The sequence below is a fragment of the Acidisoma silvae genome, assembly GCF_020618775.1.
GTDB classification, from domain to species: Bacteria; Pseudomonadota; Alphaproteobacteria; order Acetobacterales; family Acetobacteraceae; genus Acidisoma; species Acidisoma silvae.
Map to the genome: position 1 here is coordinate 585,555 of NZ_JAESVB010000002.1, position 26,861 is coordinate 612,415.

Below are 26,861 nucleotides of genomic sequence, written 5' to 3' on the forward strand. Positions count from 1 at the left end.
TCAGGCGAAAAACGCTTTGATGCGGCCAAGCGTCTCGGCCAGGAAATCGATCTCCGCGATCGTCGTATAGACCCCGAAGGTCGCACGCGCGGTGCTGTCCACGCCCAGACGCTGCATCAGGGGTTCCGCGCAATGATGCCCGGCCCGGACGGCAATGCCCGAACGGTCCAGCAGCGTCGCCACATCATGCGCGTGCGCGCCGTCCATCGCAAAGGAAATGACGCCGCCCCTGTCCTGGGCATGACCGTAGATCGTCAGCCCATCGACCGCGGAAAGCTTCGCCAATGCGTGTTCGGTCAGGGCCGCTTCATGCGCCGAAATGGCGTCATAACCGATGCTTTCGACATACTGGATCGCGGCATTCAGGCCGATGCCTTCCAGAATGGCCGGCGTGCCCGCCTCGAACTTATGCGGCACGCGCGCCCAGGTGGAGCGCTCAAAGGTGACGGAGCTGATCATGTCGCCGCCACCCATGAAAGGCGGCATGGCTTCCAGCAAATCCCGCTTGCCGTACAGCACGCCGATGCCGGTGGGGCCGTACAGCTTGTGGCCGGTCCAGGCATAGAAATCGACGTCCAGCGCCTGCACATCGACTTTCCGATGCACGATGGCCTGAGACCCATCCAGTAGCACCTTGGCGCCATAGGCGTGCGCCAGTTGCACGATGCGTTCGGCCGGCGTGCAAGTGCCCAGCACATTCGACATATGGGTGATGGAAACCAAGCCCACCTTGCCGTCGCTCAGCAGGTCTTCCAGATGCGCCATGTCCAGCTCACCGCTGGCGGTGATCTTCGCCACGCGGAGTTCGATGCCATGGGCATCGCGCAGCATCTGCCACGGGACAATATTGGAGTGGTGCTCCATTTCGGAAATCACCACGGCCTGCCCGGCCTTCATCACGCCGCGCCCATAGCTATAGGCGACGAGGTTCAGCGCCTCGGTGCTGTTGCGGGTAATGACGATCTCGTCGCGCGATCCGGCATTCATCAGGCGCGCGGCGGAATCCCGCACCGCCTCGAAAGCTTCCGTCGTGCGCTCACTCATCCAATGCGCACCGCGATGGACATTCGCATATTGCGTTTCCATCGCGTCGCGCATCGCATCGATGACGACCCGGGGCTTCATCGCCGAGGCGCCGCTATCGAGAAACACCAGCTTCTGGCCCCGCACCGTCTGCGACAGGATGGGAAAATCGGCGCGAATGCGCTCGACATCAAATGCCGCGACCTGCCCCGGAATCGCATTCATGCCGCCGGTGCCTCCGCATCCTTACCTGTCGTTGCCCACCATTGTTCGACCGCATGTTCGAAAACATCGCGCAGGCCCTCATGCGCCACCGCCTCGAAAGCGTCGGTCAGGAAGGCACGCACCAGTATCATGCGCGCCTGATCGGCCGGCACGCCACGGCTGCGCAGATAGAACAGCTGCTCGGGGTCCAAGGCGCCAACCGTCGCACCATGGCTGCACTTCACGTCATCGGCGTAGATTTCCAGTTCCGGCTTGCTGTTGATCTCAGCGTCGGGGGACAGCAGCAGCGCCTGGTTCATCTGGTAGCCGTCGGTCTTCTGGGCAATACGCGCCACTTCGATGCGGCCCTGGAAAACAGCACGCGCCTTGCCAGTCAGCACGCTTTTCACGGTCTGGCGCGACGGGCAATTCGGCGCGTCATGCGAAATGGCGGTCGTAAAGTCACTGACCTGATTGCCGCCCATGATCTGAGCCGCGTTCAGATGCACCGCCGCCTGCTCGCCGCCCAGCCGGGCATGGATTTCCGTGCGGCCCAGCTTGGCGCCGAGCGCGAGCGAGAAGCAGTCATAGACGCCGTTCGCCGCCGTATCGGCATAGATGGTGCCGAGATGGAAAGCGTCCTCGGAATCCTGCTGCAAGCGGCCATGAGTCAAATGCGCGCCTTCAGCCACCGCAATCTCGATCACCGGATTGTTCAGATATTCGCCGATGCCGGCTGAGACTTCCAGCAGCACAAGACGCGCGCCTTCACCCAGGCTGATGCGATGGCGCGGATGGCTGGCAACGCGACGATGGCGGCCAGACGTCAGTTGCGCCAGCATCAGAAAGCCGGCGTCGAAACCCGCCGGCACGTCGATGATGATGCCGTCTTCGGTCAGCATGGTGTTGAGCGCCACAACGCGGTCACGCTCGGGCTTCGTCAAATCGCCGAACACGCCGGTACCGGCGAAGGACTTGACCTCCAGCCCGTCAGGCGACGTTGACAAATCAGGCCGGTAGCGACCATCGACGAAGATCAGTCGCGGGCCTTCAACCTTCGGCAGCAGTGCCAGCAGATCGACACCCGCCTGCGTATCGGCGATCGGCTCCTGAAAATCGAGCGCCGCGACAGACCGCAGATTGGTGTAATGCCAAGCCTCTTCCTTCGGCGTTGGCAGCCCCTTGTCGCGCAGCAATGCGGCCGCTGCATCGCGCGGTGCCGCATTGCCCGGCAGACGGACACGCAGACCGTCATACCGCGCCAGGAAACCCTTCAGGGCTTCGCTCGGCGCTTGCTGTTTCACGGCCTGCATTATGCCGCCTCCGCCGCCTCGCCGATGATGCCGGCATAGCCATCGGCTTCCAGCTCTTTCGCGAGTTCCGGACCGCCGGAGCGGATGATGCGGCCGTCGGCCAGCACATGCACATGGTCGGGCACGATATAATCCAGCAGGCGCTGGTAATGGGTGATGACGAGGGCCGAGAAATTCGGGCCGCGCGAGGCGTTCACGCCTTCGGCGACGATGCGCAGCGCATCGATATCGAGGCCGCTATCGGTCTCGTCCAGCAGTGCCAGCTTCGGCTGCAACATCGTCATCTGAAGGATTTCGTTGCGCTTCTTTTCGCCGCCCGAAAACCCAACATTGACGTTGCGCTTCAGCATGTCTTCCGACATGGCAAGCTTCTTCACCGCCGCGCGGGCCTGTTTCAGAAACTGCACCGCGTCCAGCTCACCCTCGCCGCGCGCGCGGCGAACGGAGTTCAACGCCGTGCGCAGGAAATTGGCATTGCCGACGCCCGGCAGTTCCACCGGATACTGGAAGGCAAGAAAGATTCCGGCGGCGGCACGCTCTTCCGGTTCCATGGCCAGAATATCCTGGCCGAAGAAGGTGGCCGTGCCACCCGTCACTTCATAGCCTTCGCGGCCGGACAGAACGTAGGACAGCGTTGACTTGCCGGCGCCGTTCGGCCCCATGACGGCATGAACCTCACCCTGCGGGATCGTGAGATCGATCCCCTTGAGGATTTGCTTGCCGTCGATCTCGGCGGTCAGTCCCTTGATTTCGAGCATCTTACGCGATCCTTAACCCACCGAGCCTTCAAGGCTTATGGCCAACAACTTCTGAGCTTCGACGGCGAATTCCATCGGCAGCTCCTTCAAGACATCCTTGCAGAACCCGTTCACGATCAGCCCCACCGCGTCCTCTTCCGAAAGACCTCGGCTGCGGCAATAGAAAAGCTGATCCTCGGCGATTTTGGAGGTCGTCGCCTCATGCTCGATCTTGGCCGAAGGATTGCGGCTTTCGATATAGGGCACGGTATGGGCGCCGCACTGATCGCCGATCAGCAGGCTGTCGCATTGCGTGAAATTCCGCGCGTTCTGCGCCTTCGGCATCATCCGCACCAGACCGCGATAGGTGCTGTCGGAATGGCCGGCGCTGATCGTCTTGGCGATGATCGTGCTATTCGTATTGCGGCCGATATGGATCATCTTGGTGCCGGTATCGGCCTGCTGATGATTGTTCGTGACCGCGACGGAATAGAATTCACCCACGCTGCCGTCGCCGATCAAAATGCAGGACGGATATTTCCAGGTGATGGCCGATCCCGTCTCCACCTGCGTCCAGCTGATGCGGCTGCGGGCGCCACGGCAGGCGCCGCGCTTGGTGACGAAGTTATAGATGCCGCCACGGCCTTCCGAATCGCCCGGATACCAGTTCTGCACGGTGGAATATTTGATCTTGGCGTCATCCATCGCAACCAGCTCAACCACCGCCGCATGCAGCTGATTCTCATCGCGCATCGGCGCGGTGCAGCCTTCCAGATAGCTGACGGAGGCCCCGTCCTCGGCAATGATCAGCGTGCGCTCAAACTGCCCGGTATTCTTCGCATTGATGCGGAAATAGGTGGAGAGTTCCATCGGGCATTTGACGCCCTTGGGGATGAACACGAAGCTGCCATCGGTAAAGACGGCGGAATTGAGCGCTGCGAAGAAATTGTCGCCGGCCGGCACTACGCTGCCCAGATACTCGCGCACCAGGTCAGGGTATTCGCGTACCGCATCCGAAATCGAGCAGAAGATCACGCCGGCCTTGGCGAGCGTGGAGCGGAAGGTGGTCGCGACCGAGACGCTGTCGAAAACGGCATCCACCGCCATGGGCAGACGCTCTTCGTCACCCTGCTCGACGCCGGCCAGGATCGCCTGTTCCTTCAGCGGAATGCCAAGCTTTTCGTAGGTGCGCAGCAGTTCGGGGTCGACCTCATCCAGGCTCTTCGGACCGCTGCCCTTCTTTTTGGGCGCCGCGTAATAGTGGATGTCCTGGTAATCGATCACCGGATAGCCCGGCTTCGCCCAATGCGGCTCTTCCATCTTCTGCCAGATGGCAAAGGCTTTCAGGCGCCAGGCCAGCAGCCATTCGGGCTCGCCCTTGCGGTCTGAAATCAGCCGGATCGTGTCTTCGTTCAGGCCCTTGGGCGCGAGATCCATCTCAAGATCGGTCTCGAAGCCCCACTTATAGGTGGAGCCTGTAACGGCGCTGACGGTCTCTAGGGTTTCTGCAACTGCTGGCATGGGCCTTACTCGACAAAGGCTGTGGTGGAAACGGAGGCGCCGGCTGGATGATAGGATGGCATGGCGCTCGCCTCGGTCATGGGGACGACAGAAAGCGCGTCCCGTTCGGGGGGACGCATATCCGCAAGACTGATCCCGGACAATGCGTCCAGAATGGCGGAATTGACCCGGTCCCATCGCCCCTTGACGGGGCAGAGGGCCGATGAATCGCAGATCGCGGGGGAATGCTCCACGCAGGCGGTCAGCGCAATCGGCCCGTCGATCGCGGTGATCACGTCAGCGACCGGAATGGCGGAGAGCGGCTTGGCGAGGCGATACCCGCCCCGTGCGCCGCGCTGGGAACAGACGAGCCCGGCCGTCGTCATGATCTTGAGGACTTTGGCGACGGTCGGTTCCGGCACGCCGGTCGCGGCCGCGATTCCGCCCGAAGTCTGCAAGGCAAAATCATCCCCCAGCCGCACCAGCACGACGACCGCATAGTCCGTCAATTTGGACAATTTCAACATGGATCCCTTCTAGCCCTTCATTCAGGACCAAGCCAGTCCTGTTTTGGAGGGCAGCCCTGCCGGTTGAACCCAGGCCCGGAACTCTCTACCCAGATTACAGGCTTCGATGAGGGCAATACCGATGGCGGACGACAGCTTCGACTCCAACCTCTCTCGGCTGCGGGACAAATATGTCGGCCTCGGCGGCGGAACGGTGTTCGACCCGCATTTCCAGGAGATTGCTGCCAAAACCATCAGCCCCGATGGGCGCCGCCGCCTGCCCTATTCCGACCCGGCGACGTTCATGGCCGCGCCCTACCGGCAGAATGCCTTCGGGACGCTGGACGGTTTGAAGGATCTGGACGTCGCGCTGATCGGCGTGCCGATGGACCTCGGCGTCACCAACCGCAGCGGTTGCCGCCTGGGCCCGCGCGCCGTGCGCGCGGTGGAGCGCATCGGGCCTTATGAGCATGTGCTGCGTGTGGCGCCGATGGGCATGTTGCGCGTCGCCGATGTGGGTGATGTGCCGCTACGCTCCCGCTACAGCCTGGAAAGCTGCCATGAGGATATCGAGGCCGCCTATAAGGCCGTCGTCGCGGCCGGCGTCATTCCCCTTTCCGTGGGTGGCGACCATTCCATTAGCCAGGCAATCCTGAAGGCGGTGGGTGAAAAGCGCCCCGTCGGGCTTATCCATATCGACGCGCATTCCGATACGGCGGGCGAATATGAGGGCAGCCGCTTCCATCACGGCGGTCCTTTCCGCCAGGCCGTGCTGGACGGCGCCGTCGATCCACGCCGCACTTTGCAGATCGGCATTCGCGGCACGGCGGAATATCTGTACGAATTCTCGACCGATAGCGGCATGACGGTGGTTCATGCCGAGGAGGTCGAGGAGCACGGCATCCGCCGCTATATCGATGTCGCGCGCCAGCTGATCGGCGACGGCCCGGTCTATATTTCCTTCGACATCGATTCCGTGGACCCCGGCTTCGCGCCTGGCACCGGTACGCCGGAAGTGGGAGGATTGCAGCCGCGCGAGGTGCTGGCCCTGCTGCGCGGCCTCAAAGGCCTGGATATCGTCGGCGGCGATGTTGTGGAGGTCGCACCGCAATATGATGCGACCAGCAATACCGCCCATATCGCGGCCCAGGTGCTGTTCGAAATGCTGTCTCTGGTCGCGCTGCGGGAAAAGCCGTCGATTTAAGAGGCCAAGCTTCGTTGCATTACGAACTCGTCATCATCGCAATGGTTGAACCGTAAGCGGCAGGCGCTCACTCTCCATCCCATGACGGAAAACAGTCCTCATGATATCGAAATGCGCGCCGATGGCACCTTTGTGGAGGCGGCGCGCGGCCCTGGGGCGACCGGCGCCCGCTTCACTGCAAGCTGGCCGCCGCAGGGCGCGCCACGTGGAGGGTTTGCGCGTGGGCTCGCCATAGCCGGGGTGCTGGCAGGTGCGGCCATTGTCATCGGGCTGGTGCTGTCACTCGCCCTGATTCTGGTGCCCATGGCCATTGCAGCGGCGCTGATCGGCTACGCCGCGCTGCGCTTCCAGATGTGGCGGATGCGGCAAAGCGGGCAGACAATGCGCGGGCCCTTAGGGCCGATCATGGCCCAGGCCGAGGCAATGATGCGCAATCGCGCCGGGCGCCAATAACCTATCGAATTATCTTTTGATTCAAAATCGAAATAATTAGCCTTTGAAGTTGGGCTCAGTTAGGCGTGCGTTGTCACCCTGGCGGCACTGCTGTTGCAGCGCCGCCAAATCACGGGTGGCGAAGGAGGTGAGGGCAATTGCCCGAAACTTTCTACCGCGTAGCGATGGTCGTTTTGACCTTGGCTTTGGTCATTCTCGCCATCGTGGGGCTTAACTAGCCTAGAAGCCTGGGGTCCCGTCTCCCTAGACAGAGACGGGACCTTAGACGAGCTAGAGGTGGGGGCTCCTGCCCTTACTTTCACCGCGTGAAAGCTATATACGCCCACGCACCTTAATTTTCAATAAAGCCTTTCTGCATCATATATCTTGGCCGCGGTTTGCCTCAAATCTGCGCCTGACCGCCATCGACATAGAGCTCGATGCCGTTCACGAAGCTGGCGTCATCCGAGGCCAGAAACAGTACTGCTTTCGCGATTTCCGCCGGCTGACCGACGCGGCCTGCCGGGATGAGTTGCAGCAGGCTTGCCTTCACGCCTTCCGCCGCGTCACCACCACCGAACAGCGCGTTCAACCCAGCCGTCTCCGTCAGACCGGGGCTGACGGCGTTGACGCGAATATTGCGGTCCTTCAGATCCAGAATCCAGTTGCGCGCGAAGCTGCGCACGGCGGCCTTCGTGGCACTGTAGATGCTGAAGGCCGGCGTGCCCTTGATGCTGGTGATGGACGCGTTCAACACGATGGCACCACCGTCGCGCAGCAGCGGCAGCGCCTTCTGCACCGTAAAGACCGTGCCCTTTACGTTCGAGGCGAAGGTGCTGTCGAAATGCGCCTCGGTGATCGCGCCCAGCGGCGCGAAGTCACCGCCACCGGCATTGGCGAAAACAACGTCGATATGATCGTGTTTCCGCTGCACGGCGTCATAGAGCCGGTCGATATCCTCGAGCTTGGCCATATCCGCCTGCACGGCGGTGGCGCGCGGGCCGATCTGCTTCACGGCCGCGTCCAAGGCATCCTGCCGCCGGCCGGTGATGAAAACGAAAGCACCTTCCTCGGCGAAAGCCTTGGCGGTCGCAAGACCGATGCCGCTATTGCCGCCGGTGACGACGACCACTTTGTCCTGAAACCGATTGCCCATTTGAAGTCTCCTGTGGTTGCGCTGATTGCGTGCCAGAAGATTTACTCAGGGAACGATCTTGCCAGTAGGCGGCAATATCGGCACTCATCGTTCCATTGATAGGACGATGATCATGATCGATCTCAACGACTATGCCTATTTCGCGGCGGTCGTTCAGCATGGCGGTTTCGCCCCCGCCGGGCGGGCGCTGCATATGCCGAAATCCAAGCTCAGCCGCCGCATCGCGGGGCTGGAAAGCCGCCTCGGCGCGCGGCTGCTGGAACGCTCCACCCGCCGCTTTCGCGTCACCGAAACGGGAGAGGCCTTCTACGCGCGCTGCCGCGCGATCCTGTCGGAAATGGAACTGGCCGAGGCCGTTATCGCCGCGGGTTTGAGCGAACCCCACGGGCTGGTGCGCTTCTCCTGCCCGACCGGCCTCGTCGGCGTGCTCGCGCCATATTTTCCGGCCTTCCTGAACCGTTACCCGAAAGTGCGTCTGCAAATCCTGGCGCTCGACAGGCCCGTCGATCTGATCGAGGAACGGATCGACGTCGCTTTGCGCGTGCGCCTGACGCTGGAAAGCGATGCCGCCATGACCATGCGCTCGCTCGGCATGTCCCGACGCATCCTCGTGGCAAACCCGACGCTGGCCCGTGCCGTCAGTGAGGATGTCACTGCGCTCTCATCGCTACCCGTTCTCGGCACCAGTGACGATGTCAGCGAGGTCGAATGGCTGCTGGAAGGGCCGGCGGGCGAAACCCATCGGCTGACGCTGACACCGCGCATGAGCTGCGGCGATTTCGATACCGTCAGGCAGGCAGCGCTGGCCGGCACCGGCATCGCGCTGCTGCCCGATCATGTCGTCTCGGAATGGCTTACGTCAGGGCAATTGGTGCAGGTTTTGCCGAACTGGCGGGGGCCGCCCGGCATCGTCCATCTGGTCTTCACGACGCGGCGCGGCCTGCCCCCGGCCGTCCGCGCCTTTATCGATCACCTCGCCCGGACCTTTCCGGCGGAGGCGACGACCCGTTAGCCAAGAACAGGAATCTTGCCGCCCAGTTCATCCTCGATATGCACGCGGATGATCTGTTCGAATTCGCTCTCGGCGACGAATCCGAGCGAGGCCGCGCGGCTGGTATCGAACCCCTTGGCCCAGGTATCGACGATGCGGATGATCCGCTCATCCGGCTCGCGCTTTATCAGCGCCACAGCCTTCGGCCCGGCGACCTTTTCCAATGCCGCGATCTGCTCGGCCACGGTAATGGACAGGCCCGGCATCGACAGGCTGGTGCGGCCGCGCAGCAGCGCCGTATCCAGCCCCGCCGCATGAACCAGAAAGCCGATGGTGGCACGCGGGCTCGCCATCCAATGCTGAACCCTGTCGCTCACCGGCAGCACCGCCGGCAGGCCGACCAGCGGCTCGCGAATGATGTTGGAGAAGAAGCCGGACGCCGCCAGGTTCGGCTTGCCCGGGCGCACGCAGACGGTCGGCAGGCGCAGGCCGATGCCGTCGATGAAGCCGCGACGCGCGTAATCGGCCAGCAGCAGCTCGCACATCGCTTTCTGCGTGCCGTAGCTGGTGCCGGGCGTCAGGAAATATTCGTCGTCGATGACATCCGGCATATCGCCACCGAAGACGGCGATGGAGGAGGAGAAGACGACGCGCGGCTTCCAGGCCCCGCCTTTGGACTGCTCGACCCGGATGCCTTCCAGCAGGAATCGCATGCCGTCCAGATTGACGCGATAGCCCTTGTCCATATCCATCTCCGCTTCGCCCGAGACGATGGCGGCGAGATGGAAGATGATATCGGGGCGCCCGGCCAGCAGTTCGGTCGCCGCACCGGCCACCGACAGATCGGCCGCCGTACAATCGGTCGTGCCGATGAAACCATGCGGCGTCGCGGGGGCGATGACGTCGATCAGGGTCAGATGCTCAACGGGCTTGCCGCCCAGGCCGCCGTCAGCCGCGATCCGCTCGGCCAGCTTGCGGCCCACCATGCCGGCGCCGCCCAAAATCATCACATGCATCTGCGTATTCTCCTCTGACGCCCGCCGCTTCGCGGTCTTGCCCTGTCATCAGAGCGATCTTCGGCACGCCTGTCAAAGCGCGCCGGCGCTGGCTCCGAATATGGCGCGCAGGGCCAGGAACAGCAGGCCGCCTGCCAGGAAGCCGACCAGCGTTCCGTTGATACGGATATACTGAAGGTCGCGGCCCACGCGCAGTTCCAGCCGCTCCGTCACCGTCTTCGCATCCCATTGCGCGACGACATCGGCCACGAAATCGGCCGCGCGCTCCTGCGCCAGCGGCAGAAGGGAGCCGACGATGGCAGCCACGCCACGTTCCAGCCCGGCGCGAATGGCCGGGTCCTGCTCGATCGCCGCGCCGAATTTCGCCAGCGTCGCTTCCAGCACGGCAATGGTATGGCCGTTCGGCTTCTCGGCATCCCGTTCGATGGCCAGCCGCAGCCGCTCCCAGACATCGCGCAGCCAGTCCTGCACCGATTGATGCGTGACGACGCGCTTCACGGCGGCGCCGATCTCGGCCGCCCGCTCGGGGTCCGTCTCGATGAGCTTGATCTGCTCGCGCACCCAGTCGTCGAAAGCAAGCCGCATGGTCGACCCTTCCGGGCCGATGGCGTCGATCTCGGAATTGACCCCGGCGATGACGCGCTTGGCGACGCTGCCGCCGATGGCCCAGCCCAGAAGCGACCCGCCCTGCTCGCGCACGCGGTCGCGAATGCCGCCGCGCAGGTCATCCTCCTTGCTGGTCAGCATGGTCCGCAACTGGCCGAGGACGAAGGTGAAAACCTCTTGATGGCGGCCGCCTTCGACCAATCCATATAGGGCGCGGGCGACGACGCGCCCGGCATCCGGCCCGCCGACCAGGCGCGGCAGCAGATGCGACAACAGGCGGCGCGCCCGGCCGTCCTCGATCGAGCCCAGCAGTTTCGGCAAGGCTGCCGCCAAAGCCGTCGCGGCCGGTCGTGCCGTCGCCGGGTCGGACAGAAAGCGATGCACCAGCCCCGGCAGATCGGCGCGGGCGAGCACACGGGAGACTTCGGCGCTGGTGATGACATGGGCGCCGATAAAGCGGCCCAGCGCCCGGCCCAGACGTTCCTTCTGCGCGGGGATGATCGCCGTATGCGGAATGGGCAGGCCGAGCGGTCGGCGGAACAGCGCCGTGACCGCGAACCAATCGGCAAGGCCACCGACGACACCGGCCTTGGATGCCGATTCCAGAAGCTGCTGCGGCAAGCCATGCGGCAAGGCGAAGCTCGCGGCGCACAGCGCACCCATGCCGACCAGCAGCCCGGTCGCCACCATCCGGTGCCGCTTCAGGGACCGTCGGGCGGCCGCGTCGGTATCCGGAGCCGTAGCGCCAAGGACAGAAACCTGGGGGCCGGCATCCATGTCCCTGCTATTTTCCCAGCATGAGTTGGCCGGTGACATGACCGGTGGCGGGATCGAGGAACAGGATGCGGTCCGGGCCGCCGCCATTGATCAGAACGCTCAGGCGGTCCCCTACCCCCGTGATCGTCACGATATGCGACCCCGCCGGCTGGCTCAGCATATTCGTGGTCAGCGCGATCGTGTCCGGTGCCATGCTGCTGCTCGTCACCTGCGCGCTGTGCGAATGGCCGGAGATGATATCTTTCACGACTTTGACGATGACGACGGTCGTCGCCAGCACGACCAATATGCCGAGGCCGATGACCACCATCATCAGTGGCCGGTTCTTTTCCATAAGCGCGTCCTCAAGCCCTACCGGGCTTTATCGATTGTGGGTATCTCTCGCACATGACCAAGACCCCGACCGATGATTTCGACACTGACGCCGACCTCGACGACGAGGACGGCACCCCTATTCTGCCCGGTGAGATCACCGTCATGCCCGAAGATGCCGGTGAGCGGCTGGACCGCTTTCTGGCCCAGCGCTTCGACGGTCTCTCCCGTTCGCGGATCAAGAACCTGATCCTGGACGGGATGGCAAGTCGCGGCGGCATGACGGTGCGCGACCCGTCAGAAGCCATTCAGGCCGGCGCCATCTACAGCCTGAACGTGCCGGAAGCGGCGCCCGCGCTGCCGCAGCCCGAGAATATTCCGCTGACGGTGCTTTATGAAGATTCCGATCTCATCGTCATCGACAAGCCGGCCGGTCTCGTCGTCCATCCCGCACCCGGCAATTACCAGGGCACGCTGGTCAATGCGCTGCTGGCCCATTGCGGCGAAAGCCTGACCGGTATCGGCGGCGAGAAGCGGCCCGGCATCGTCCATCGCCTGGACAAGGACACGTCCGGCGTCATGGTCGCCGCCAAGACCGAACTGGCCCATACGCGTCTGTCGGAAGTCTTCGCCAATCGCGATCTCGATCGCCACTATATGGCGCTCGCCTGGGGGCTGATGAGCCCGTCAGCCGGCGATATCGAAGGCGCCATCGGCCGCGATCCGCGTGACCGCAAGCGCATGGCGGTGCGGGCCGCCGGTGGCCGGGCGGCGCTGACGCATTACAGCACGCTGCAGATCTGGCGCCTGGCGCTGTCGCTGCTGGACGTAAAACTGTCCACCGGGCGGACGCATCAGATTCGCGTCCATCTCTCGAACATCGGGCATCCCATCATCGGCGACGGCGTCTATCTGCGGCGCGTTCCGGCGGTCTCCAAAAACCTGCCGCCCGAGCTGCGCACGGCCTTGCTGGATTTCCCGCGTCAGGCGCTGCACGCGGCCAGTCTTGCCTTTGCCCATCCGCGCACGGGTGAGGCCTTGTCCTTCCGAACGGAGCCGCCGGCTGATTTTCAGGCACTGCTCGACCGGCTTGATGCGGAGGCGGGTATCGGCTCCGCACGTTGACAGGCAGCGGAACCAAGTCCTAGCTCAGACCATGCCCCCTGATCGCGCGCTCAGCCCCTCCGCCGGATTATCGACGGGGATGACCCTTCTGCTGGCTGCCGCCGCAGGTATCAGCGTCGCCAATCTCTATCTTGCCCAGCCGATGATTGGGCTCATCGGCCCCTCCGTCGGACTCAAGCCCGGCGCCTATGGGCTGGTGGTGACGCTGACCCAGCTCGGTTACGCGGCGGGGCTGCTGCTGCTGGTGCCGCTCGGCGATTTTCTGGAAAATCGCCGGCTGATGGTGACGACCGTCTCGCTCGCGGCCGTGACGCTGATCGCCACATCGCTTGCCCATTCGGCAACCGTTTTCCTGGCAGCCTGTTTCGTCATTGGCCTGACCGCCGTGAATGCACAGATCGTGGTGCCGATGGCAGCCCATCTGGCCCTGCCCGAACGGCGCGGCCGGCAGGTCGGCACCGTCGTTTCGGGTCTGCTGACCGGCATTCTGCTCAGCCGTCCCATCGCCAGCTTGATCGCGAGCGTCGCCGGCTGGCGCGTGGTCTTCATGGTCGCGACCGTCATCACCCTCGCCATGGGTGTGGCCCTGTGGTCGCGCCTGCCGGACCGCCGGCCGGACGCGCGAAGCCATTACCTGAATGTGCTGGGCTCGCTTTGGCCGATGCTGCGGCGGACGCCGGTGCTACAGCACCGCATGGCCTATCAGATGGGCCTGTTCTTTGCCTTTTCGGTCTTCTGGACCACGATCCCCCTGGAATTGACCCGGCATTTCGGCTTCGGCCAGCGCGAAATCGCGGTCTTTTCCCTGGTCGGCGCGGCTGGCGCCCTTTCCGCCCCCATCGCCGGACGCTTGGCGGATGCCGGGCGCAGCACCATCGGCACGCTGATCGCCATCATCATGGTCGCCGCCGGACTGGCGCTGACCTGGGCTGGCGCCGCCGAACGCAGCTGGCTCGGTATCGGCCTCTTCGTCATCAGCACCATCCTGCTCGACGGTGGCGTGCAGGCCAATCTCGCCTTTTCACAAAAGGCGCTGTTCGATCTGGCGCCTGAGCATCGCAGCCGCATGAACGCCATGTTCATTGCCGGCGCCTTCCTGGCGGCCTCCATCGGCTCGGCCCTCGCGCCGCTCGCCTATGCGGTTGACGGCTGGCCTCTGGTCGCCCTGCTCGGCGTCTTGCCGCCCTGCGCGGCTCTTGCGGCCTTCTTCCTCCATCATCGCGGCCAGTGGGGCAAAACCGCCGCCGCCGGCCGCCGCTGAAGCCGAGAGCGATGCGCAAGCCGGACATCGCCCTGCTGACTGCCCTTCTCGTCGCCGGCAGCGGCTTCATGGAACTGCTGGATACGACGGTCATCACCACCGCCATTCCGCGCATGGCGCAAAGCTTCGGCGTTCACCCCGTCGATCTCAATCTCGGCGTCACCGCCTATATGATTATGCTTGCCGCCGGTATTCCGCTGAGCGGCTGGGCGGCCGAACGCTTCGGCGCCCGCACCGTCTTCGCCAGCGCCATCTTGCTCTTCACCGTCGCCTCCGCGCTCTGCGGCTTGTCGAACGGGCTATGGGAATTCTTCGGCGCCCGCATTCTGCAGGGCCTCGGCGGGGCCATGATGGTGCCGGTCGGCCGGCTGGTCGTGCTGCGCGTCACGCCGAAATCGCAGCTCATGCAGGCGACAGCGCTGATCACCTGGCCGGCGCTGGTCGCGCCGATTCTGGGCCCTGTCGTCGGCGGCTTTCTGACGACCTATGCGTCCTGGCGCTGGATCTTCTTCCTCAATGTCCCGATCGGCATCCTGGGCCTGGCCGCGACCCTGCTGATCATCCGCAATACCCATAGCGAGTCTACCAAAAGGCTGGACGTGCCGGGCGCCATTCTCAGCGGCCTGTCCGCCATGGCCTTCGTCTATGGCGCCAGTCTGGCCGGCACCGCCTCCGGCAATCTGGGCTGGAGCCTCGGCCTCATGCTGCTGGGCGTGATCGGCGGCTGGGCCACGGTGCGGCACGCAAAGCGGGTCAAGGCGCCGCTGATCGAGTTCACAGCCTTCTCGATCCAGACCTTCCGCGCGACGCTGCGGGGCGGGTCGCTGGTCCGCATGGGCATCAACGCCGCGCCCTTCCTGCTGCCACTGCTGTTCCAGCTCGGCTTTCACCGCAGCCCGGTCGAAGCCGGATCACTTCTGCTTGTACTGTTTGTCGGAAACCTGGCGATCAAGCCGCTGACAACGCCCATGATGCGCCGCTTCGGCTTTCGCCGCGTGCTGATCGTCAATGGCACAATCCTGGCTTTGACCTTCCTCGGCTTCGCGCTGCTGGAAGCCCGGACGCCGGCCTGGCTGCTGATGCCGCTGCTCTTGATCAGCGGCATGGCGCGCTCGACCGAATTCACGGCTATGAATACCCTGGCCTATGCCGATATCCCGCCCGAACGCATGGGTTCGGCCAATATCTTGTTCAATCTCGGCCAGCAGGTCGCCTTCGGTATCGGGGTCGCGGTCGGCGCCATTTTGCTGCGCCTGGGCCATGGCATCCTTGGCGGCGAGCAGATCACCGTCGCCGATTTCCGCTTCGCCTTCGCCGGAACGTTCATTCTCTGCCTGTTAGGCCTGGCCGATTTCCTGGCGCTTCCGCCGCATGCGGGAGCCAATGTCAGCGGGCATCGTGCGAAAGGCTTAGCCCCCCGCCTTTGAAGTGCGTAGGACGTGACGATTGAATTGCGAGGCGTCGGCGGTCATAAACATCCCATACAGGGACTGCAAAAAGGGATTTTCGGACTATGAAGTTGGACCTTAAGACCGAGTTATCGCGCCGGAGCTCGGCGGCCCAGACCGTAGTACCGGTCATTCTCTCCGGCGGTTCCGGCACACGCCTTTGGCCTGTTTCACGTGAAAGCTTTCCGAAGCAGTTCTGGCCGCTCGCCTCCGAGAAGCCGCTGATCGTAGAAACCGCGCTGCGCACCTTCGGCGGCGAATTCGCGGCCCCGATGGTCGTCTGCAACGAGGCGCATCGCTTCATGGTGGCTGAACAGCTGCGTGAAGCCGGCGTTGCCGGCGCGCGCATCGTGCTGGAACCCATGGGCCGCAACAGCGCCCCGGCCATCGCCGCCGCCGCGCTGATTCTGGCGCAGGACGATCCGCAGGCCGTGATCTGCATGATGGCGGCTGATGCCGCGATCCCCGATGGACAGGCCCTGCGCGACGCCCTGCTGACGGCGGCCGAGGTTGCCCGCACCGGCATGGTGGTGACGCTCGGCATTCACCCGACCAAGCCCGAGACCGGCTTCGGCTATATCGAAATGGGCGCCCCGCTGGAAAAGACCCCGCAGGCCCATAAGCTGACCCGCTTCATCGAAAAGCCGGACGCCGCTTTCGCTGAAAAGCTTATCGCCACCGGCGGCGTGCTGTGGAATTCTGGTATCTTCGTCTTCACCGTCAGCACCCTGCTGGAAGAGCTACAGGCTCATGCGCCGCATGTTCTGACGACCGCCCGCAAGGCCGTTGAAGCGCGGACGACCGACCTGGACTTCATCCGCCTGGGCCGCGAGGAATTCGCCGCCTGCCCGAATATCAGCCTCGACTATGCCGTGGCCGAACACACCACCCGCGCCGCCGTGGTGCCCGTCAACTTCCACTGGTCCGATGTCGGCAGCTGGAGCGCGCTGTGGGATCTGGGCGAGAAGGATAGCGGCGGCAATGTCGCCGTCGGCGATGTTCTGCTGGAAGACGCCAAGAATTGCTATGTCCGCAGCGACGGCATGCTGACCGCCGTTCTGGGCCTGGATGACGTTGTGGTCGTCGTGACCGAGGACGCCGTTCTCGCCGCGCATAAGGACCACGCGCAGGACGTGAAGAAGATCGTGGAGAAGCTGAAGGCCGAGAAGCGCCCGGAAGCGACCACCCATAATCTTTGCTATCGCCCCTGGGGCCATTACGAAGTGCTGATCCTGGGCGACCGCTTCCAGGTCAAGCGCATCGTGGTGAAGCCGGGCGAAAAGCTGTCGCTGCAAAGCCATTTCCACCGCGCCGAACATTGGGTCGTGGTCGAAGGCACCGCCATCGTGACGCGCGACCACGAAGAGATCATGGTCCGCGAGAACGAGAGCATCTATCTGCCGCTCGGCTGCAAGCATCGCCTCTATAATCCGGGCCGCGTGCCGATGACGCTGATTGAAGTGCAGTCCGGCGCCTATCTGGGTGAGGACGACATCGTCCGCTACGAAGACACCTACGGCCGCAGCTGATCCGATCGACCGGAGGGGTCAAACCCTTCGGTCACAGCCGACCGATGAGACGAACGGCCGAAGCAGGGATTACCCCGCTTCGGCCGTTGTCGTTTCAGGCTGCGGCTTTGCGACATTCATGGCCTCCGCGCTGCGCAGGAAGCGGCGGGCCAGCACGCTGTAGAAGGGACGCCGGCAGATCAGGCGCGAGGTCGCGTAGCCCAGCATGGCCGTCGCCATGATGGGGATCGTCATCTGCTGGTTGGCCGTCATTTCCAGCACGATGACGAAGGCCGTGATCGGCGCCTGCACGACACCCGCGAAATACCCGGCCATGCCCAGCAGCACGATGGCGCGGGCCGGGCTATGCGGCAGGAAATGCGCGAGCCAGCTGCCAAGCGACGCGCCGACCGCAAGCGAAGGCGCGAAGATGCCGCCCGGAATACCGCTGAGATAGGACAGCGCGCTGGCCAGGAACTTCAGGATGAAGAAGGTGACCGGCAGGCGGCTATTGCCTTCCACCAGCATCTTCGCCTGGGCATAGCCGGTGCCGTAGGTGGCGCCACCCGACAGCAGGCCGATGATCGCGATCAGCAAGCCGCAAAGCGCGGCGAAGCCGATGGGATGCCGCCTGATCCATTGCCCGGCCCGGCCCGGCACGCCACGCGTAATCACGATCAGGCTTTGGCTGAAGGCGCCGCCCAGCCCGCCGCCGATGACGCCGCAGAGCAGAACCGCGAACCAGCCGGCGCCCAAGGGGAGGCCGACCGAAGTCACGCCGAAATAGGTATAGTTGCCGGAGAGCGCCAAGGTCGCGATGCCGCCCAGGATCACCGCCGTCAGCACCATGCCGCTGGTGCGACTCTCAAAGCTGTGGCTCAGTTCCTCGATCGCGAAGACGATGCCGGCCAGCGGCGTATTGAAGGCGGCGGCCACGCCCGCCGCGCCACCCGCCAGAACAAGGCCGCGCTGCGTCTCCAGGCGCGGCAGGCGCAGCGCCTGACCCAAAGCCTGCATGATGGACGCGCCGACCTGAACCGTTGGCCCCTCTCGGCCGATCGAGGCACCGGACAGCAGCCCGAGCAGCGTCAGCAGCACTTTGCCCAGACCGACCCGCAGCGACAGCACGCGGGCGACGGCGCGCGGGTCCTTCATCTGCATGGCGGCGATGACCTGCGGAATGCCGCTGCCCTGGGCGCCAGGGAAAACCCGCTGTGTCAGCAAAACCGAGAGGGCAAAACCCGCCGGCGCGATGAAGAGCGCAAACCAGTGATGGCTGCCGGTCATCCAGGTGAATCCGTCCTGCGCCCAATCGGCCAGATTGGCGAAAGCGATGGCGACCAACGCCACCATGATCGCCCCCAGCCAGAAGGCTAGCCGGCGCGCCCAGAGCCGTGGCGAGGTCAACGGCAATTGGCGCCATGCGCGCAAAACGCGCCGATTGATTTTCATGGCAGTCTCTGGGGAAGCTGGATAATGGCGGACGAGGAATGGCGCTGTCGAAACCGCTCCGGCGACATCATTCCCGGCGAAGCATTTCGGTTAGTGGAAGCGGGGAGCAGGCGTCAAGGATGGCGCGTCCATCGCAGGGCCATGCATGACAACGCGGTCACGCCCGGCATTCTTGGCCTCGTAGAGCCGCTCATCCGCCAATGCCATGACTTCCGTGGGGTTGGCCCCTTCCGCCGACTGGGCAATGCCGATGCTCAAAGTCACCTGAAGGCGCGGATGGATGCGCGACCAATCCCAATTCCGCATGACCTGGCAGATGCGATGGCATGTGCGTGCCGACATGACGGTATCGGCTCCTTCCGCCAGCAGCACGAATTCCTCGCCGCCATAGCGGAACAGCCGGTCCTGCCCGCGTGTGGCGACTTTCAGTAGAGTCGCCACCTGCCTCAAAACTTCGTCACCGACAGCGTGAGAGAGGCTGTCATTGACCTGCTTGAAATGATCGAGGTCGATCATCGCGATGGCATAGGCGCCTGAGATCTGACTGCCGACCGCAAGCAGCGCGCGTTCCAGCCCACGGCGATTGGGCAGGCCCGTCAGCACATCCTCCATGCTGGCGCTCATCAGTACCGCCGCTTCCTGGGCCAGCGCGCGGTTCATTTCCTCAAGCCCATCGGCGCGGGATTGCTCGGCTTCCACGCGGGCCTGCAAATGCCGGGTCTCATACTGGATGGCCGCGACACGTGAGCGGATCAGCGCGGTTTCCGTATGCTTGCGCACGTAGCGGGCATGAAATTCACGATGCCACGTCAAAGCCGCCGCAAAATCCCCAGCCGCCGCGCAGGCTTCGGACAGGCGCTCGCAAACCGGCACACCAATCTCGAAATCGGAGATCTCGGCGGTCAGGGTCGCGCATTCCGTCAGCGTCCGCGCCGCTTCCGGCAGCGTTTCCGCCGCCATTTCCAGCTTGCCGCGCGCATAGAGGTAATAGATGCGCGAGCGCGTGCCGGCACCGCCTTCGATCAGATCCCATTCCGCAAGAATATCGGCGGCGGCCGTCAATTCGCCGGCCAGGAGCTGGTATTCGGTGAGCGAGCAGATCACCAGGCGCGCGGCCCAGGCGTCGCCGCTCTCCCGCGTCAGCTGAAGCGCCTCCTCGGCCAGACCGATGATCCGGCCGAGGGCAACCGCCTCGGCATTCTGCCTCCAGATCAAGGCTTCGATATCGCCGAGATTGATCAGCCAGCGGGCGAGATCGACCGGCTGGTCAATACCGCGCGCCATGGCGACGGCGCGGCTTGCGAATTCCTGCGCGCGGTCAAGCTGCCCCAGCATCCAGAAAACGACGCCCACCACATTCAGCGCGAAGCAGATCAGGCGCTGTTCCTGTGCGGTTTCCGCCAGTTCCAGCGCCTGCATCGCCTCATCCAGCGCTTCGTTCGGAGAACCGACCTCGATCAGCAGCCAGGCATAAATGGCGCGGGACCAGGATTCCCGCGGCCGGTCACCGAGCGCCGTGTAGAAATCACGGGCCGAGAGAACATGCAGCAGCCCTTCCTCATAATAGCCCTGCATGAAGCAGTACCAGCTGAGATGGGTCGCCGCACTGGCCCGCAGCAGCGGATCATCCGCCGCTAAGGCCTCTTCATGAACCTGCTGCGCCAGCGCAAGCGCGGCCTCGACTCTGCCCGTGCAGGAGAGATCCCAGGCCAGAGCCAAGCCCGGGACCATCGGCGCGAAAGGCGCAATCACCGCTTGGGCGAAGGGCGAATCGCTTTGTTCCGTCATCGAGAGCCGTATCCGCCCGCAGGCTTAGAACGGGATCTCATCGTCCAGGTCGCCGCCACGGCCCGGGCCGCTGTCCCAGCCACCGCCGCCACCGCTACCGCCGGAAGCCGGGGCACGGCTGCCGCCGCTCGCAGGCCGCTCGCCGCCGCGGCTGGCGCCGCCGAAGCTGCTGCCACCGCTGGCGCGTTCACCACCACCCGCGCCCATGCCGCCGCCTTCGGCGCGGTCAAGCAGCACCATCTCGGCGCCGATGCGGCCCAGCAGAACCTCGGTCGTATAACGGTCCGCGCCGGACTGGTCGGTCCATTTCCGGGTCTGGAGCTTGCCTTCGACATAGACCTTGCTGCCCTTGCGCAGATAACGCTCCGCGACATCGGCCAGCCGGTCATTCATGATGACGACGCTGTGCCACTCGGTCCGCTCCTGCCGCTCGCCGCTGGCCTTGTCATTCCAGCTTTCCGAGGTCGCGATGCGCAGGTTCACGATCTTCATGCCGGTCTGGGTATTGCGGACCTCCGGGTCTTTGCCCAGGTTCCCGATCAGGGTCACTTTGTTGACGCTACCCGCCATGTTTTCAGTCTCCAGTCGGCCGTAAAACGTAAAAATTCAGGTTATCCGATATCGCCGATCCCAGCCAGATCGCCAGTAAAATCGACAGACGTCATTCCATAATCGGAACGCTTGCAGTCTGGCACCATTCTCGGGCAAGGCGCTTTACTTTTTTCAGTCCATCCCCAATCTGCATCTGGCTCTTGGCCCTGTCCTGCCGTCCTTGGCTGAGACAGGCTCATGACAAGCTTGCATGATTGGGCGCTATGCGGGCACGGACGCTCGACGCGGCGCCGCAAAGCTTGTACGTGAACAAGACACGAACATCAATTCGGGATATGGTCTCCAGCGTGGCTGAAAACAGAGTGGCGAAAATCCAGGCCGGCTCCTCCATCACCGTGCGCGGCGCGCGGGAGCACAATCTGAAGAACGTCGACGTTCAGATTCCCCGCGACAGTCTGGTCGTCATCACCGGCCTGTCCGGCTCGGGCAAATCCTCCCTCGCCTTCGATACGATCTATGCCGAGGGCCAGCGCCGCTACGTGGAAAGCCTGTCCTCCTACGCCCGCCAGTTCCTGGAACTGATGGGCAAGCCGGATGTGGATAGTATCGAGGGCCTCTCGCCCGCCATCTCGATCGAGCAGAAAACCACCAGCCGCAATCCGCGTTCCACCGTCGGCACGGTGACGGAAATCCATGACTACATGCGCCTTCTCTGGGCGCGCGTCGGCATTCCCTATTCGCCCGCGACCGGCCTGCCGATCGAGGCGCAGACGGTCAGCCAGATGGTCGACCGCGTCATGGCCATGCCGGAAGGCACGCGCCTGCTGCTGCTGGCCCCGGTGGTGCGCGACCGCAAGGGCGAATACCGCAAGGAACTGGCCGAGCTTCAGCGCAAGGGCTTCACGCGCGTGAAGGTGGACGGCACGCTGTACGAAATCGGCGACGTCCCAAGCCTCAATCGCAAGCTCAAGCACGATATCGAGGCGGTGGTGGACCGTATCGTCGTGCGCCCGGGCATCGAGACGCGCCTCGCCGATAGTTTCGAAAGCGCCATCACGCTGGCCGACGGCATCGCCTATGCCGAGCCGCCGGACGCGCCTGAGGATGGATCGGCGCGCATCACCTTCTCCTCCCGCTTCGCCTGCCCGGTCAGCGGCTTCACGATCGAAGAGATCGAACCCCGCCTGTTCAGCTTCAATTCCCCGCACGGCGCCTGCCCGGCCTGCGACGGGCTGGGGTTGGAAACCTTCTTCGACGCCGCTTTGGTGGTGCCTGATGAGCGCCGGCCGCTGAATGCCGGGGCCATCGCGCCCTGGGCCAGCAGCCAGACGCCCTATTACGACCAGACGCTGCAAGGCCTTGCCAAGCATTTCAAGGTGAAGATGACGCTGCCCTGGGCGGAACTGCCCGAGGCCGCGCGCGACGGTATCCTGAACGGCACCGGCCAAGAACCTGTCGAACTCGTCTATAAGGACGGTGTCCGCGCCTATTCGGTGACGAAGCCCTTCGAAGGCGTGCTGAAAAACCTCGCCCGCCGCTGGAAGGAAACCGACAGCGCTTGGGCGCGCGAGGAACTGTCCCGCTATCAGGCCGAAAAGCCCTGCGTCGTCTGCGACGGCGCGCGGCTGAAGCCGGAAGCGCTCGCCGTCAAGGTCGCGGCCTCCACCATCGCCGACGCTTCAGAACTCGCGATCCGGAAGGCGCTGCCCTGGTTCGAAGGCGTGCTGGACCAGTTGACGCCGCAGCGGCAGGAAATCGCGCGGCGCATCCTGCGCGAGATCATCGACCGCCTGCGCTTCCTGATGGATGTGGGTCTGGACTACCTTACCCTCGCCCGCGGCTCGACCACGCTGTCGGGTGGCGAAAGCCAGCGCATTCGCCTCGCCAGCCAGATCGGCTCGGGCCTGACGGGCGTCCTCTATGTGCTGGACGAACCCTCCATCGGCCTGCATCAGCGCGATAACGAGCGCTTGCTGGGCACGCTGCGGCGGCTGAAATCCCTCGGCAATACCGTGCTGGTGGTGGAGCATGACGAGGACGCCATCCGTGCCGCCGACCATGTCATCGATATGGGGCCGGCCGCCGGGGTGAATGGCGGCGAGGTCATCGCTGAAGGCACGCCCGACGAAATCGCGGCCAATCCCAATTCCATCACCGGCGCCTACCTGTCGGGCCGCCGCAGCATCCAGATCCCCGAAAAGCGCCGGCCCTTCGATCCCAAGCGCGTGCTGACCCTGGTCGGCGCACGCGGCAACAATCTGAAGGATGTCACGGCCAGCTTTCCGCTCGGCACCTTCACCTGCGTCACTGGCGTTTCGGGCGGCGGCAAATCCACGCTCGTCATCGACACGCTGTACAAGGCTGTGTCGCGTCGCCTGATGGGCTCGGGCGAAGTGCCAGCGCCCTTCGAGAAAATCGATGGGCTGGGGCAGCTCGATAAGATCATCGATATCGATCAGTCACCCATCGGCCGCACGCCGCGTTCCAATCCGGCGACCTATACGGATGTCTTCGCGCCGATCCGCGACTGGTTCGCGGAACTGCCGGACAGCCGCGCGCGCGGCTACAAGCCCGGCCGTTTCAGCTTCAACGTCAAGGGCGGGCGCTGCGAGGCCTGTTCCGGCGACGGTCTCATCAAGATCGAGATGCACTTCCTGCCGGATGTCTTCGTGACCTGCGACGTCTGCAAGGGCCGCCGCTATAATCGCGAGACGCTGGAAGTGAAATTTCGCGAAAAATCCATCGCCGACGTGCTGGATATGAGCGTGGACGAGGCCATTCCGTTCTTCTCCGCCGTGCCGAAAATCTTCGAGCGTCTCCAACTGCTCGCCCAGGTCGGCCTCGGCTATGTCAAGCTCGGCCAGCAGGCGACGACACTGTCGGGCGGTGAGGCGCAGCGCATCAAGCTGGCCAAGGAACTGGCGCGGCGTGCGACCGGGCGCACCATCTACATCCTGGACGAGCCCACCACGGGCCTGCATTTCGAGGATGTGCGCAAGCTGCTGGAAGTGCTGCACCGGCTGGTGGACCAGGGCAACAGCATCGTCGTGATCGAGCATAATCTGGAGGTCATCAAGACCGCCGACTGGATTCTGGACCTCGGGCCGGAAGGCGGTGACGGCGGCGGCCAGATCGTGGCTGAAGGCACGCCGGAAATGATCGCGGGCAATCCCGCCAGCCATACCGGCCGCTTCCTCGCTCCCCTGGTCAAAGCCAAGCCTGCCGCCAAAGCCAAGCCCCTTGTCAAAGCGAAGCCGGTTGTCGCGGACAAGCCGAAGCGGACGCGCAAACAGGCCTGATCCGGCTGCCCCGATGACAGTTATCGCCCGGCAGGCGCTGGCGCCGACCGAATAGGAATGGTCTGATCCCGCAACCATAGGAGGCTGCGATGTCACTCATTCCCTATCAGCGCGCACTCATCATCGGGGTCGGACCCGGCATCAGTGCCTCGGTTGCGCGGCAATTATCGGCCGCCGGCGTTGCCGTGGCACTGGCCGCCCGCAATATCGAAAAACTCTCGGGCCTTGCGGCCGAGACGCGCGCCAAAACCTTCGCGGTGGACGCGACCGACCCGGCGGCGGTCGCTGGCCTTTTCACGGAAGTCGATGCGGCAATCGGCGTGCCGGATGTGGTGATCTACAATGCCAGTGCGCGCGTGCGCGGCCCGCTGGCGGAACTGGACCCCGCTGCCGTGCAGCAGGTTCTTCAGGTCTCGACCTTCGGGGCATTCCTCGCCGTGCAGCAGGCGGCGCGGCGCATGGTGCCGGCGAAGCACGGCGCCATCCTGCTGACCGGCGCTTCCGCCGGCCTCAAGGGCTTTCCGCTCTCGGCGCCTTTCGCCATGGGCAAGTTCGCACTGCGCGGCCTGGCGCAAAGCGCCGCGCGCGAACTCGGTCCGCAGGGCATCCATGTCGCCCATTTCAATATCGACGGCGGCGTGCGCAGCGCCACGCGGCCGGACCCGGCAGACCGGCCCGACAGCACGCTGGACCCCGATGCTGTGGCCCAGACCTATCTCGATATCCTGCGCCAGCCGCGCAGCGCCTGGTCGCTGGAGGTTGAACTGCGGCCCTGGGTTGAGACTTTCTAGACCTTCACTCCCGCCGCCACTGATGATGGACATTCATTCTAGAATATGCATTCTAGAATGAATGGTCAGAACAGCACGCTTTTCAACAGAGCATTTTATCGACGCGGCGATCGCCCTTGTGGCCGCCGGTGGCCCCGGGGCCGCCACCATGCAGGCGGTCGCGCGGCATGTCGGCGCGCCGACCGGGTCGATCTATCATCGCTTCGAATCGCGCTCGGCGATTTTCGCGGCCGCCTGGAATCAAAGCTACGACACATTAGTCGGCGCTTTGGCACCCCTTCTGCTGGCTGGTCGTCCCCGGGAGGCCGCATTGGCGCTTCTGCCCTGGGCCAGTGAGGATCGCGACCGCGCCCGTTTCCTGCTGCTGCACGAACCTGTCTCTCTGTTTGAGGACGCACCGCCACCCGAGCCGCTGCGGCAGGAGATGGAGCGTCTGGAAAGCGGGATGGACCAGGCCTTTCGCGCCTGCATTGCCCGGACAGGCGATGGCGCCATCCGAGAAGAAGACCTGGCGCGCGCCAAATTCCTGATCTTCGACGCGCCCATCGCCATTCTCCGCCCACATCTGCTGGCAGGCAGCGCCTTTCCACCCTTTGTCGGACAGATGATCGCGGAACTCCATGCCGGCGTGCCTATCGCAAGAACAGGCCGAGGCGCCGACGATACGCAGGCCGCCTGAACCATGTCCGAATCCCGCGCGCAGCGCCCCATCCCATTGCATAACGCCGATGATTTCGCTGCCATGCGCAGAGCCGGACAGCTTGCCGCCGCGACGCTGGACATGGTTACGGCGCATGTCGGCAGCGGCATCACCACCGCCGCGCTCGATTATTTGTGTCATCAATTCATTTTGGACCATGGCGCCATCCCGGCGTCCTTAGGCTATCGCGGCTATGCCCATGCAACCTGCATTTCCGTGAACCATGTCGTCTGTCACGGCATCCCCGGCAATCGGACTTTGGTCGAAGGCGATATTCTCAACATCGACCTCGCCGTCATCCTCGACGGATGGCATGGCGACAGCAGCCGCATGTATGGCGTCGGCAAAATCAGCATGCGCGCGGCGCGGCTGGTCGATACCGCCTATGACGCCATGATGCGCGGCATCGCCGCGATACGTCCTGGCGCGACGCTCGGCGATATCGGCTTCGCCATGCAGCAGCATGCCGAGGCTGCGCGGTTCAGCGTGGTGCGGGATTTTTGCGGCCACGGCTTGGGACGCGTCTATCATGACGCGCCGGACGTGCTGAATTACGGGGAGCGCGGCAAAGGCACCGTGCTGCGCCCCGGCATGTTTCTGACCGTGGAACCGATGATCAATGCCGGCCGGGCCGAGGTGAAGGTGCTGAGCGACGGTTGGACTGCGGTTACCCGCGACCGCAGCCTGTCCGCGCAGTTCGAGCACAGTGTCGGCGTCACGGAGACCGGCTACGAAATCTTCACGCTGTCGCCTGCGGGATTCACGAAACCGCCCTACGCCTGAAACCTGCTAAAACGGCGTCTCGGCGACATGCCACAGCACGCCGGACGGGTCGGTGATGAAGCCGACCTTCATCCCCCAGGGCTGGATCGCCGGGGCCTGCGGCGGCTTGACCGCGAAATCGATCATCAGCGCATTGATGTCGAGTTCATCCCAAAAGCTTTCGACATCGCGCACCAGCAATTGGACCATGAAGTTCTCGGCCAGCGCCGGCTCGTGGAAATCCTGGAGAATGAAACTGAAACTGCCCATCTTGAGCATGGCGACCGGTGGCTCCTCCCAGGTCAGCCGGAAGCCCAGCGCCTGATAGAAGCGCTTGGACAGCGCGAAATCCTTGGCCGGCACAAAAGGCCGCAGCGCCAGAACCTGATCCATGTTCA

At 64.1% G+C, this 26,861-nt stretch carries 24 protein-coding genes; 11 read left to right on the forward strand and 13 right to left on the reverse strand.

The features are described 5' to 3' along the window. The 5 genes from ASILVAE211_RS07380 to ASILVAE211_RS07400 are packed head-to-tail and all read right to left on the reverse strand — an operon-like array spanning nt 1 to nt 5,304. Nucleotides 1–1,248, reverse strand: coding sequence for an aminotransferase class V-fold PLP-dependent enzyme (locus ASILVAE211_RS07380; RefSeq protein WP_227320642.1), 1,248 nt, complete (start codon nt 1,246–1,248; stop codon nt 1–3). Further along, nucleotides 1,245–2,540, reverse strand: coding sequence for a Fe-S cluster assembly protein SufD (gene sufD, locus ASILVAE211_RS07385; RefSeq protein ID WP_227320643.1), 1,296 nt, complete (start codon nt 2,538–2,540; stop codon nt 1,245–1,247). Before sufD ends, ASILVAE211_RS07380 begins: the two co-directional genes overlap by 4 nt. Continuing rightward, nucleotides 2,540–3,298: a Fe-S cluster assembly ATPase SufC gene (gene sufC, locus ASILVAE211_RS07390; RefSeq protein WP_227320644.1), complete on the reverse strand. Its 759-nt coding sequence runs from the start codon at nt 3,296–3,298 to the stop codon at nt 2,540–2,542. The genes sufD and sufC overlap by 1 nt, the downstream gene beginning before the upstream one ends. A 12-nt stretch (nt 3,299–3,310) precedes the next feature. Further along, the gene (gene sufB, locus ASILVAE211_RS07395) at nt 3,311–4,798 is read right to left on the reverse strand and encodes a Fe-S cluster assembly protein SufB (RefSeq protein ID WP_227320645.1); all 1,488 of its coding nucleotides are present in this window, start codon (nt 4,796–4,798) and stop codon (nt 3,311–3,313) included. A gap of 5 nt (nt 4,799–4,803) precedes the next feature. Then, complete coding sequence (locus tag ASILVAE211_RS07400) at nt 4,804–5,304, reverse strand: SUF system Fe-S cluster assembly regulator (protein ID WP_227320646.1); 501 nt, start codon at nt 5,302–5,304, stop codon at nt 4,804–4,806. Nucleotides 5,305–5,425: 121 nt separating this feature from the next. On the opposite strand from ASILVAE211_RS07400, the gene speB reads away from it, so the two are divergent. Beyond that, a complete protein-coding gene (gene speB, locus ASILVAE211_RS07405; RefSeq protein ID WP_227320647.1) occupies nt 5,426–6,487 on the forward strand; it encodes an agmatinase in 1,062 nt (353 codons plus the stop codon). Nucleotides 6,488–6,598: 111 nt separating this feature from the next. Then, entirely contained in the window at nt 6,599–6,940 is a 342-nt protein-coding gene (locus ASILVAE211_RS07410; protein WP_227320648.1) for a hypothetical protein, read from the forward strand. Nucleotides 6,941–7,322: 382 nt separating this feature from the next. On the opposite strand, the gene ASILVAE211_RS07415 is transcribed toward ASILVAE211_RS07410, so the two are convergent. After that, a complete protein-coding gene (locus tag ASILVAE211_RS07415; RefSeq protein WP_227320649.1) occupies nt 7,323–8,075 on the reverse strand; it encodes an SDR family NAD(P)-dependent oxidoreductase in 753 nt (250 codons plus the stop codon). Nucleotides 8,076–8,187: 112 nt separating this feature from the next. On the opposite strand from ASILVAE211_RS07415, the gene ASILVAE211_RS07420 reads away from it, so the two are divergent. Beyond that, complete coding sequence (locus ASILVAE211_RS07420; protein ID WP_227320650.1) at nt 8,188–9,087, forward strand: LysR family transcriptional regulator; 900 nt, start codon at nt 8,188–8,190, stop codon at nt 9,085–9,087. Here ASILVAE211_RS07420 and denD read toward each other — a convergent pair. From denD to ASILVAE211_RS07435, 3 genes are all read right to left on the reverse strand, one after another. Beyond that, nucleotides 9,084–10,082 (reverse strand): D-erythronate dehydrogenase, encoded by a 999-nt coding sequence (denD, locus tag ASILVAE211_RS07425; RefSeq protein WP_227320651.1) that lies wholly within the window; start codon nt 10,080–10,082, stop codon nt 9,084–9,086. The two genes, ASILVAE211_RS07420 and denD, sit on opposite strands and share 4 nt — an antisense overlap. 72 nt (nt 10,083–10,154) lie before the next feature. Then, a complete protein-coding gene (locus ASILVAE211_RS07430) occupies nt 10,155–11,465 on the reverse strand; it encodes a DUF445 domain-containing protein (protein WP_227320652.1) in 1,311 nt (436 codons plus the stop codon). Nucleotides 11,466–11,472: 7 nt separating this feature from the next. Beyond that, the gene (locus tag ASILVAE211_RS07435) at nt 11,473–11,799 is read right to left on the reverse strand and encodes a hypothetical protein (RefSeq protein WP_227320653.1); all 327 of its coding nucleotides are present in this window, start codon (nt 11,797–11,799) and stop codon (nt 11,473–11,475) included. 143 nt (nt 11,800–11,942) lie between these two features. On the opposite strand from ASILVAE211_RS07435, the gene ASILVAE211_RS07440 reads away from it, so the two are divergent. From ASILVAE211_RS07440 to ASILVAE211_RS07455, 4 genes are all read left to right on the forward strand, one after another. Then, nucleotides 11,943–12,902, forward strand: a complete 960-nt coding sequence (locus ASILVAE211_RS07440; RefSeq protein ID WP_227320771.1) for an RluA family pseudouridine synthase — start codon at nt 11,943–11,945, stop codon at nt 12,900–12,902. Between the two features lie 79 nt (nt 12,903–12,981). Next, entirely contained in the window at nt 12,982–14,163 is a 1,182-nt protein-coding gene (locus tag ASILVAE211_RS07445) for an MFS transporter (RefSeq protein ID WP_227320654.1), read from the forward strand. A gap of 11 nt (nt 14,164–14,174) precedes the next feature. After that, nucleotides 14,175–15,590 (forward strand): DHA2 family efflux MFS transporter permease subunit, encoded by a 1,416-nt coding sequence (locus ASILVAE211_RS07450; RefSeq protein WP_227320655.1) that lies wholly within the window; start codon nt 14,175–14,177, stop codon nt 15,588–15,590. Nucleotides 15,591–15,676: 86 nt separating this feature from the next. After that, complete coding sequence (locus ASILVAE211_RS07455; RefSeq protein WP_227320656.1) at nt 15,677–17,140, forward strand: mannose-1-phosphate guanylyltransferase/mannose-6-phosphate isomerase; 1,464 nt, start codon at nt 15,677–15,679, stop codon at nt 17,138–17,140. A gap of 69 nt (nt 17,141–17,209) precedes the next feature. Here the strand turns inward: ASILVAE211_RS07455 and ASILVAE211_RS07460 are convergent, their stop codons facing one another. The 3 genes from ASILVAE211_RS07460 to ssb all read right to left on the reverse strand — a co-directional run bounded on the left by ASILVAE211_RS07460 (nt 17,210) and on the right by ssb (nt 20,929). Then, on the reverse strand, nt 17,210–18,571 hold the full coding sequence (locus ASILVAE211_RS07460; RefSeq protein ID WP_227320657.1) for a chloride channel protein: 1,362 nt from the start codon (nt 18,569–18,571) through the stop codon (nt 17,210–17,212). A gap of 90 nt (nt 18,572–18,661) precedes the next feature. After that, nucleotides 18,662–20,359 (reverse strand): GGDEF domain-containing protein, encoded by a 1,698-nt coding sequence (locus ASILVAE211_RS07465; protein ID WP_227320658.1) that lies wholly within the window; start codon nt 20,357–20,359, stop codon nt 18,662–18,664. Nucleotides 20,360–20,383: 24 nt separating this feature from the next. Then, the gene (ssb, locus tag ASILVAE211_RS07470; protein WP_227320659.1) at nt 20,384–20,929 is read right to left on the reverse strand and encodes a single-stranded DNA-binding protein; all 546 of its coding nucleotides are present in this window, start codon (nt 20,927–20,929) and stop codon (nt 20,384–20,386) included. 329 nt (nt 20,930–21,258) lie between these two features. Between ssb and uvrA the strand changes: the two genes are divergently transcribed. The 4 genes from uvrA to map all read left to right on the forward strand — a co-directional run bounded on the left by uvrA (nt 21,259) and on the right by map (nt 26,484). After that, on the forward strand, nt 21,259–24,210 hold the full coding sequence (gene uvrA, locus ASILVAE211_RS07475) for an excinuclease ABC subunit UvrA (protein ID WP_227320660.1): 2,952 nt from the start codon (nt 21,259–21,261) through the stop codon (nt 24,208–24,210). An 89-nt stretch (nt 24,211–24,299) separates the two neighbouring features. Continuing rightward, complete coding sequence (locus ASILVAE211_RS07480) at nt 24,300–25,001, forward strand: SDR family NAD(P)-dependent oxidoreductase (protein ID WP_227320661.1); 702 nt, start codon at nt 24,300–24,302, stop codon at nt 24,999–25,001. A gap of 61 nt (nt 25,002–25,062) precedes the next feature. After that, nucleotides 25,063–25,680 (forward strand): TetR/AcrR family transcriptional regulator, encoded by a 618-nt coding sequence (locus ASILVAE211_RS07485; protein WP_227320662.1) that lies wholly within the window; start codon nt 25,063–25,065, stop codon nt 25,678–25,680. Between the two features lie 3 nt (nt 25,681–25,683). Beyond that, the gene (map, locus tag ASILVAE211_RS07490; protein ID WP_227320663.1) at nt 25,684–26,484 is read left to right on the forward strand and encodes a type I methionyl aminopeptidase; all 801 of its coding nucleotides are present in this window, start codon (nt 25,684–25,686) and stop codon (nt 26,482–26,484) included. Between the two features lie 6 nt (nt 26,485–26,490). On the opposite strand, the gene ASILVAE211_RS07495 is transcribed toward map, so the two are convergent. Then, nucleotides 26,491–26,856 (reverse strand): VOC family protein, encoded by a 366-nt coding sequence (locus ASILVAE211_RS07495; RefSeq protein ID WP_227320664.1) that lies wholly within the window; start codon nt 26,854–26,856, stop codon nt 26,491–26,493. Between the last annotated feature and the right edge of the window lie 5 nt (nt 26,857–26,861).

Bases quoted from the DNA above. Each gene is read 5' to 3' on its own strand.
- ASILVAE211_RS07400 (WP_227320646.1), bottom strand. From the start codon at position 5,304: ATGTTGAAATTGTCCAAATTGACGGACTATGCGGTCGTCGTGCTGGTG.
- ASILVAE211_RS07430 (WP_227320652.1), bottom strand. From the start codon at position 11,465: ATGGATGCCGGCCCCCAGGTTTCTGTCCTTGGCGCTACGGCTCCGGAT.
- denD (WP_227320651.1), bottom strand. From the start codon at position 10,082: ATGCATGTGATGATTTTGGGCGGCGCCGGCATGGTGGGCCGCAAGCTG.
- ASILVAE211_RS07495 (WP_227320664.1), bottom strand. From the start codon at position 26,856: ATGGATCAGGTTCTGGCGCTGCGGCCTTTTGTGCCGGCCAAGGATTTC.
- sufC (WP_227320644.1), bottom strand. From the start codon at position 3,298: ATGCTCGAAATCAAGGGACTGACCGCCGAGATCGACGGCAAGCAAATC.
- ASILVAE211_RS07465 (WP_227320658.1), bottom strand. From the start codon at position 20,359: ATGACGGAACAAAGCGATTCGCCCTTCGCCCAAGCGGTGATTGCGCCT.
- ASILVAE211_RS07420 (WP_227320650.1), top strand. From the start codon at position 8,188: ATGATCGATCTCAACGACTATGCCTATTTCGCGGCGGTCGTTCAGCAT.
- ASILVAE211_RS07460 (WP_227320657.1), bottom strand. From the start codon at position 18,571: ATGAAAATCAATCGGCGCGTTTTGCGCGCATGGCGCCAATTGCCGTTG.
- ASILVAE211_RS07445 (WP_227320654.1), top strand. From the start codon at position 12,982: ATGACCCTTCTGCTGGCTGCCGCCGCAGGTATCAGCGTCGCCAATCTC.
- ASILVAE211_RS07410 (WP_227320648.1), top strand. From the start codon at position 6,599: ATGCGCGCCGATGGCACCTTTGTGGAGGCGGCGCGCGGCCCTGGGGCG.
- ASILVAE211_RS07455 (WP_227320656.1), top strand. From the start codon at position 15,677: ATGAAGTTGGACCTTAAGACCGAGTTATCGCGCCGGAGCTCGGCGGCC.
- ASILVAE211_RS07435 (WP_227320653.1), bottom strand. From the start codon at position 11,799: ATGGAAAAGAACCGGCCACTGATGATGGTGGTCATCGGCCTCGGCATA.
- ASILVAE211_RS07480 (WP_227320661.1), top strand. From the start codon at position 24,300: ATGTCACTCATTCCCTATCAGCGCGCACTCATCATCGGGGTCGGACCC.
- map (WP_227320663.1), top strand. From the start codon at position 25,684: ATGTCCGAATCCCGCGCGCAGCGCCCCATCCCATTGCATAACGCCGAT.
- ASILVAE211_RS07485 (WP_227320662.1), top strand. From the start codon at position 25,063: ATGGTCAGAACAGCACGCTTTTCAACAGAGCATTTTATCGACGCGGCG.
- ASILVAE211_RS07415 (WP_227320649.1), bottom strand. From the start codon at position 8,075: ATGGGCAATCGGTTTCAGGACAAAGTGGTCGTCGTCACCGGCGGCAAT.
- ssb (WP_227320659.1), bottom strand. From the start codon at position 20,929: ATGGCGGGTAGCGTCAACAAAGTGACCCTGATCGGGAACCTGGGCAAA.
- sufD (WP_227320643.1), bottom strand. From the start codon at position 2,540: ATGCAGGCCGTGAAACAGCAAGCGCCGAGCGAAGCCCTGAAGGGTTTC.
- ASILVAE211_RS07450 (WP_227320655.1), top strand. From the start codon at position 14,175: ATGCGCAAGCCGGACATCGCCCTGCTGACTGCCCTTCTCGTCGCCGGC.
- ASILVAE211_RS07380 (WP_227320642.1), bottom strand. From the start codon at position 1,248: ATGAATGCGATTCCGGGGCAGGTCGCGGCATTTGATGTCGAGCGCATT.
- ASILVAE211_RS07440 (WP_227320771.1), top strand. From the start codon at position 11,943: ATGCCCGAAGATGCCGGTGAGCGGCTGGACCGCTTTCTGGCCCAGCGC.
- sufB (WP_227320645.1), bottom strand. From the start codon at position 4,798: ATGCCAGCAGTTGCAGAAACCCTAGAGACCGTCAGCGCCGTTACAGGC.
- speB (WP_227320647.1), top strand. From the start codon at position 5,426: ATGGCGGACGACAGCTTCGACTCCAACCTCTCTCGGCTGCGGGACAAA.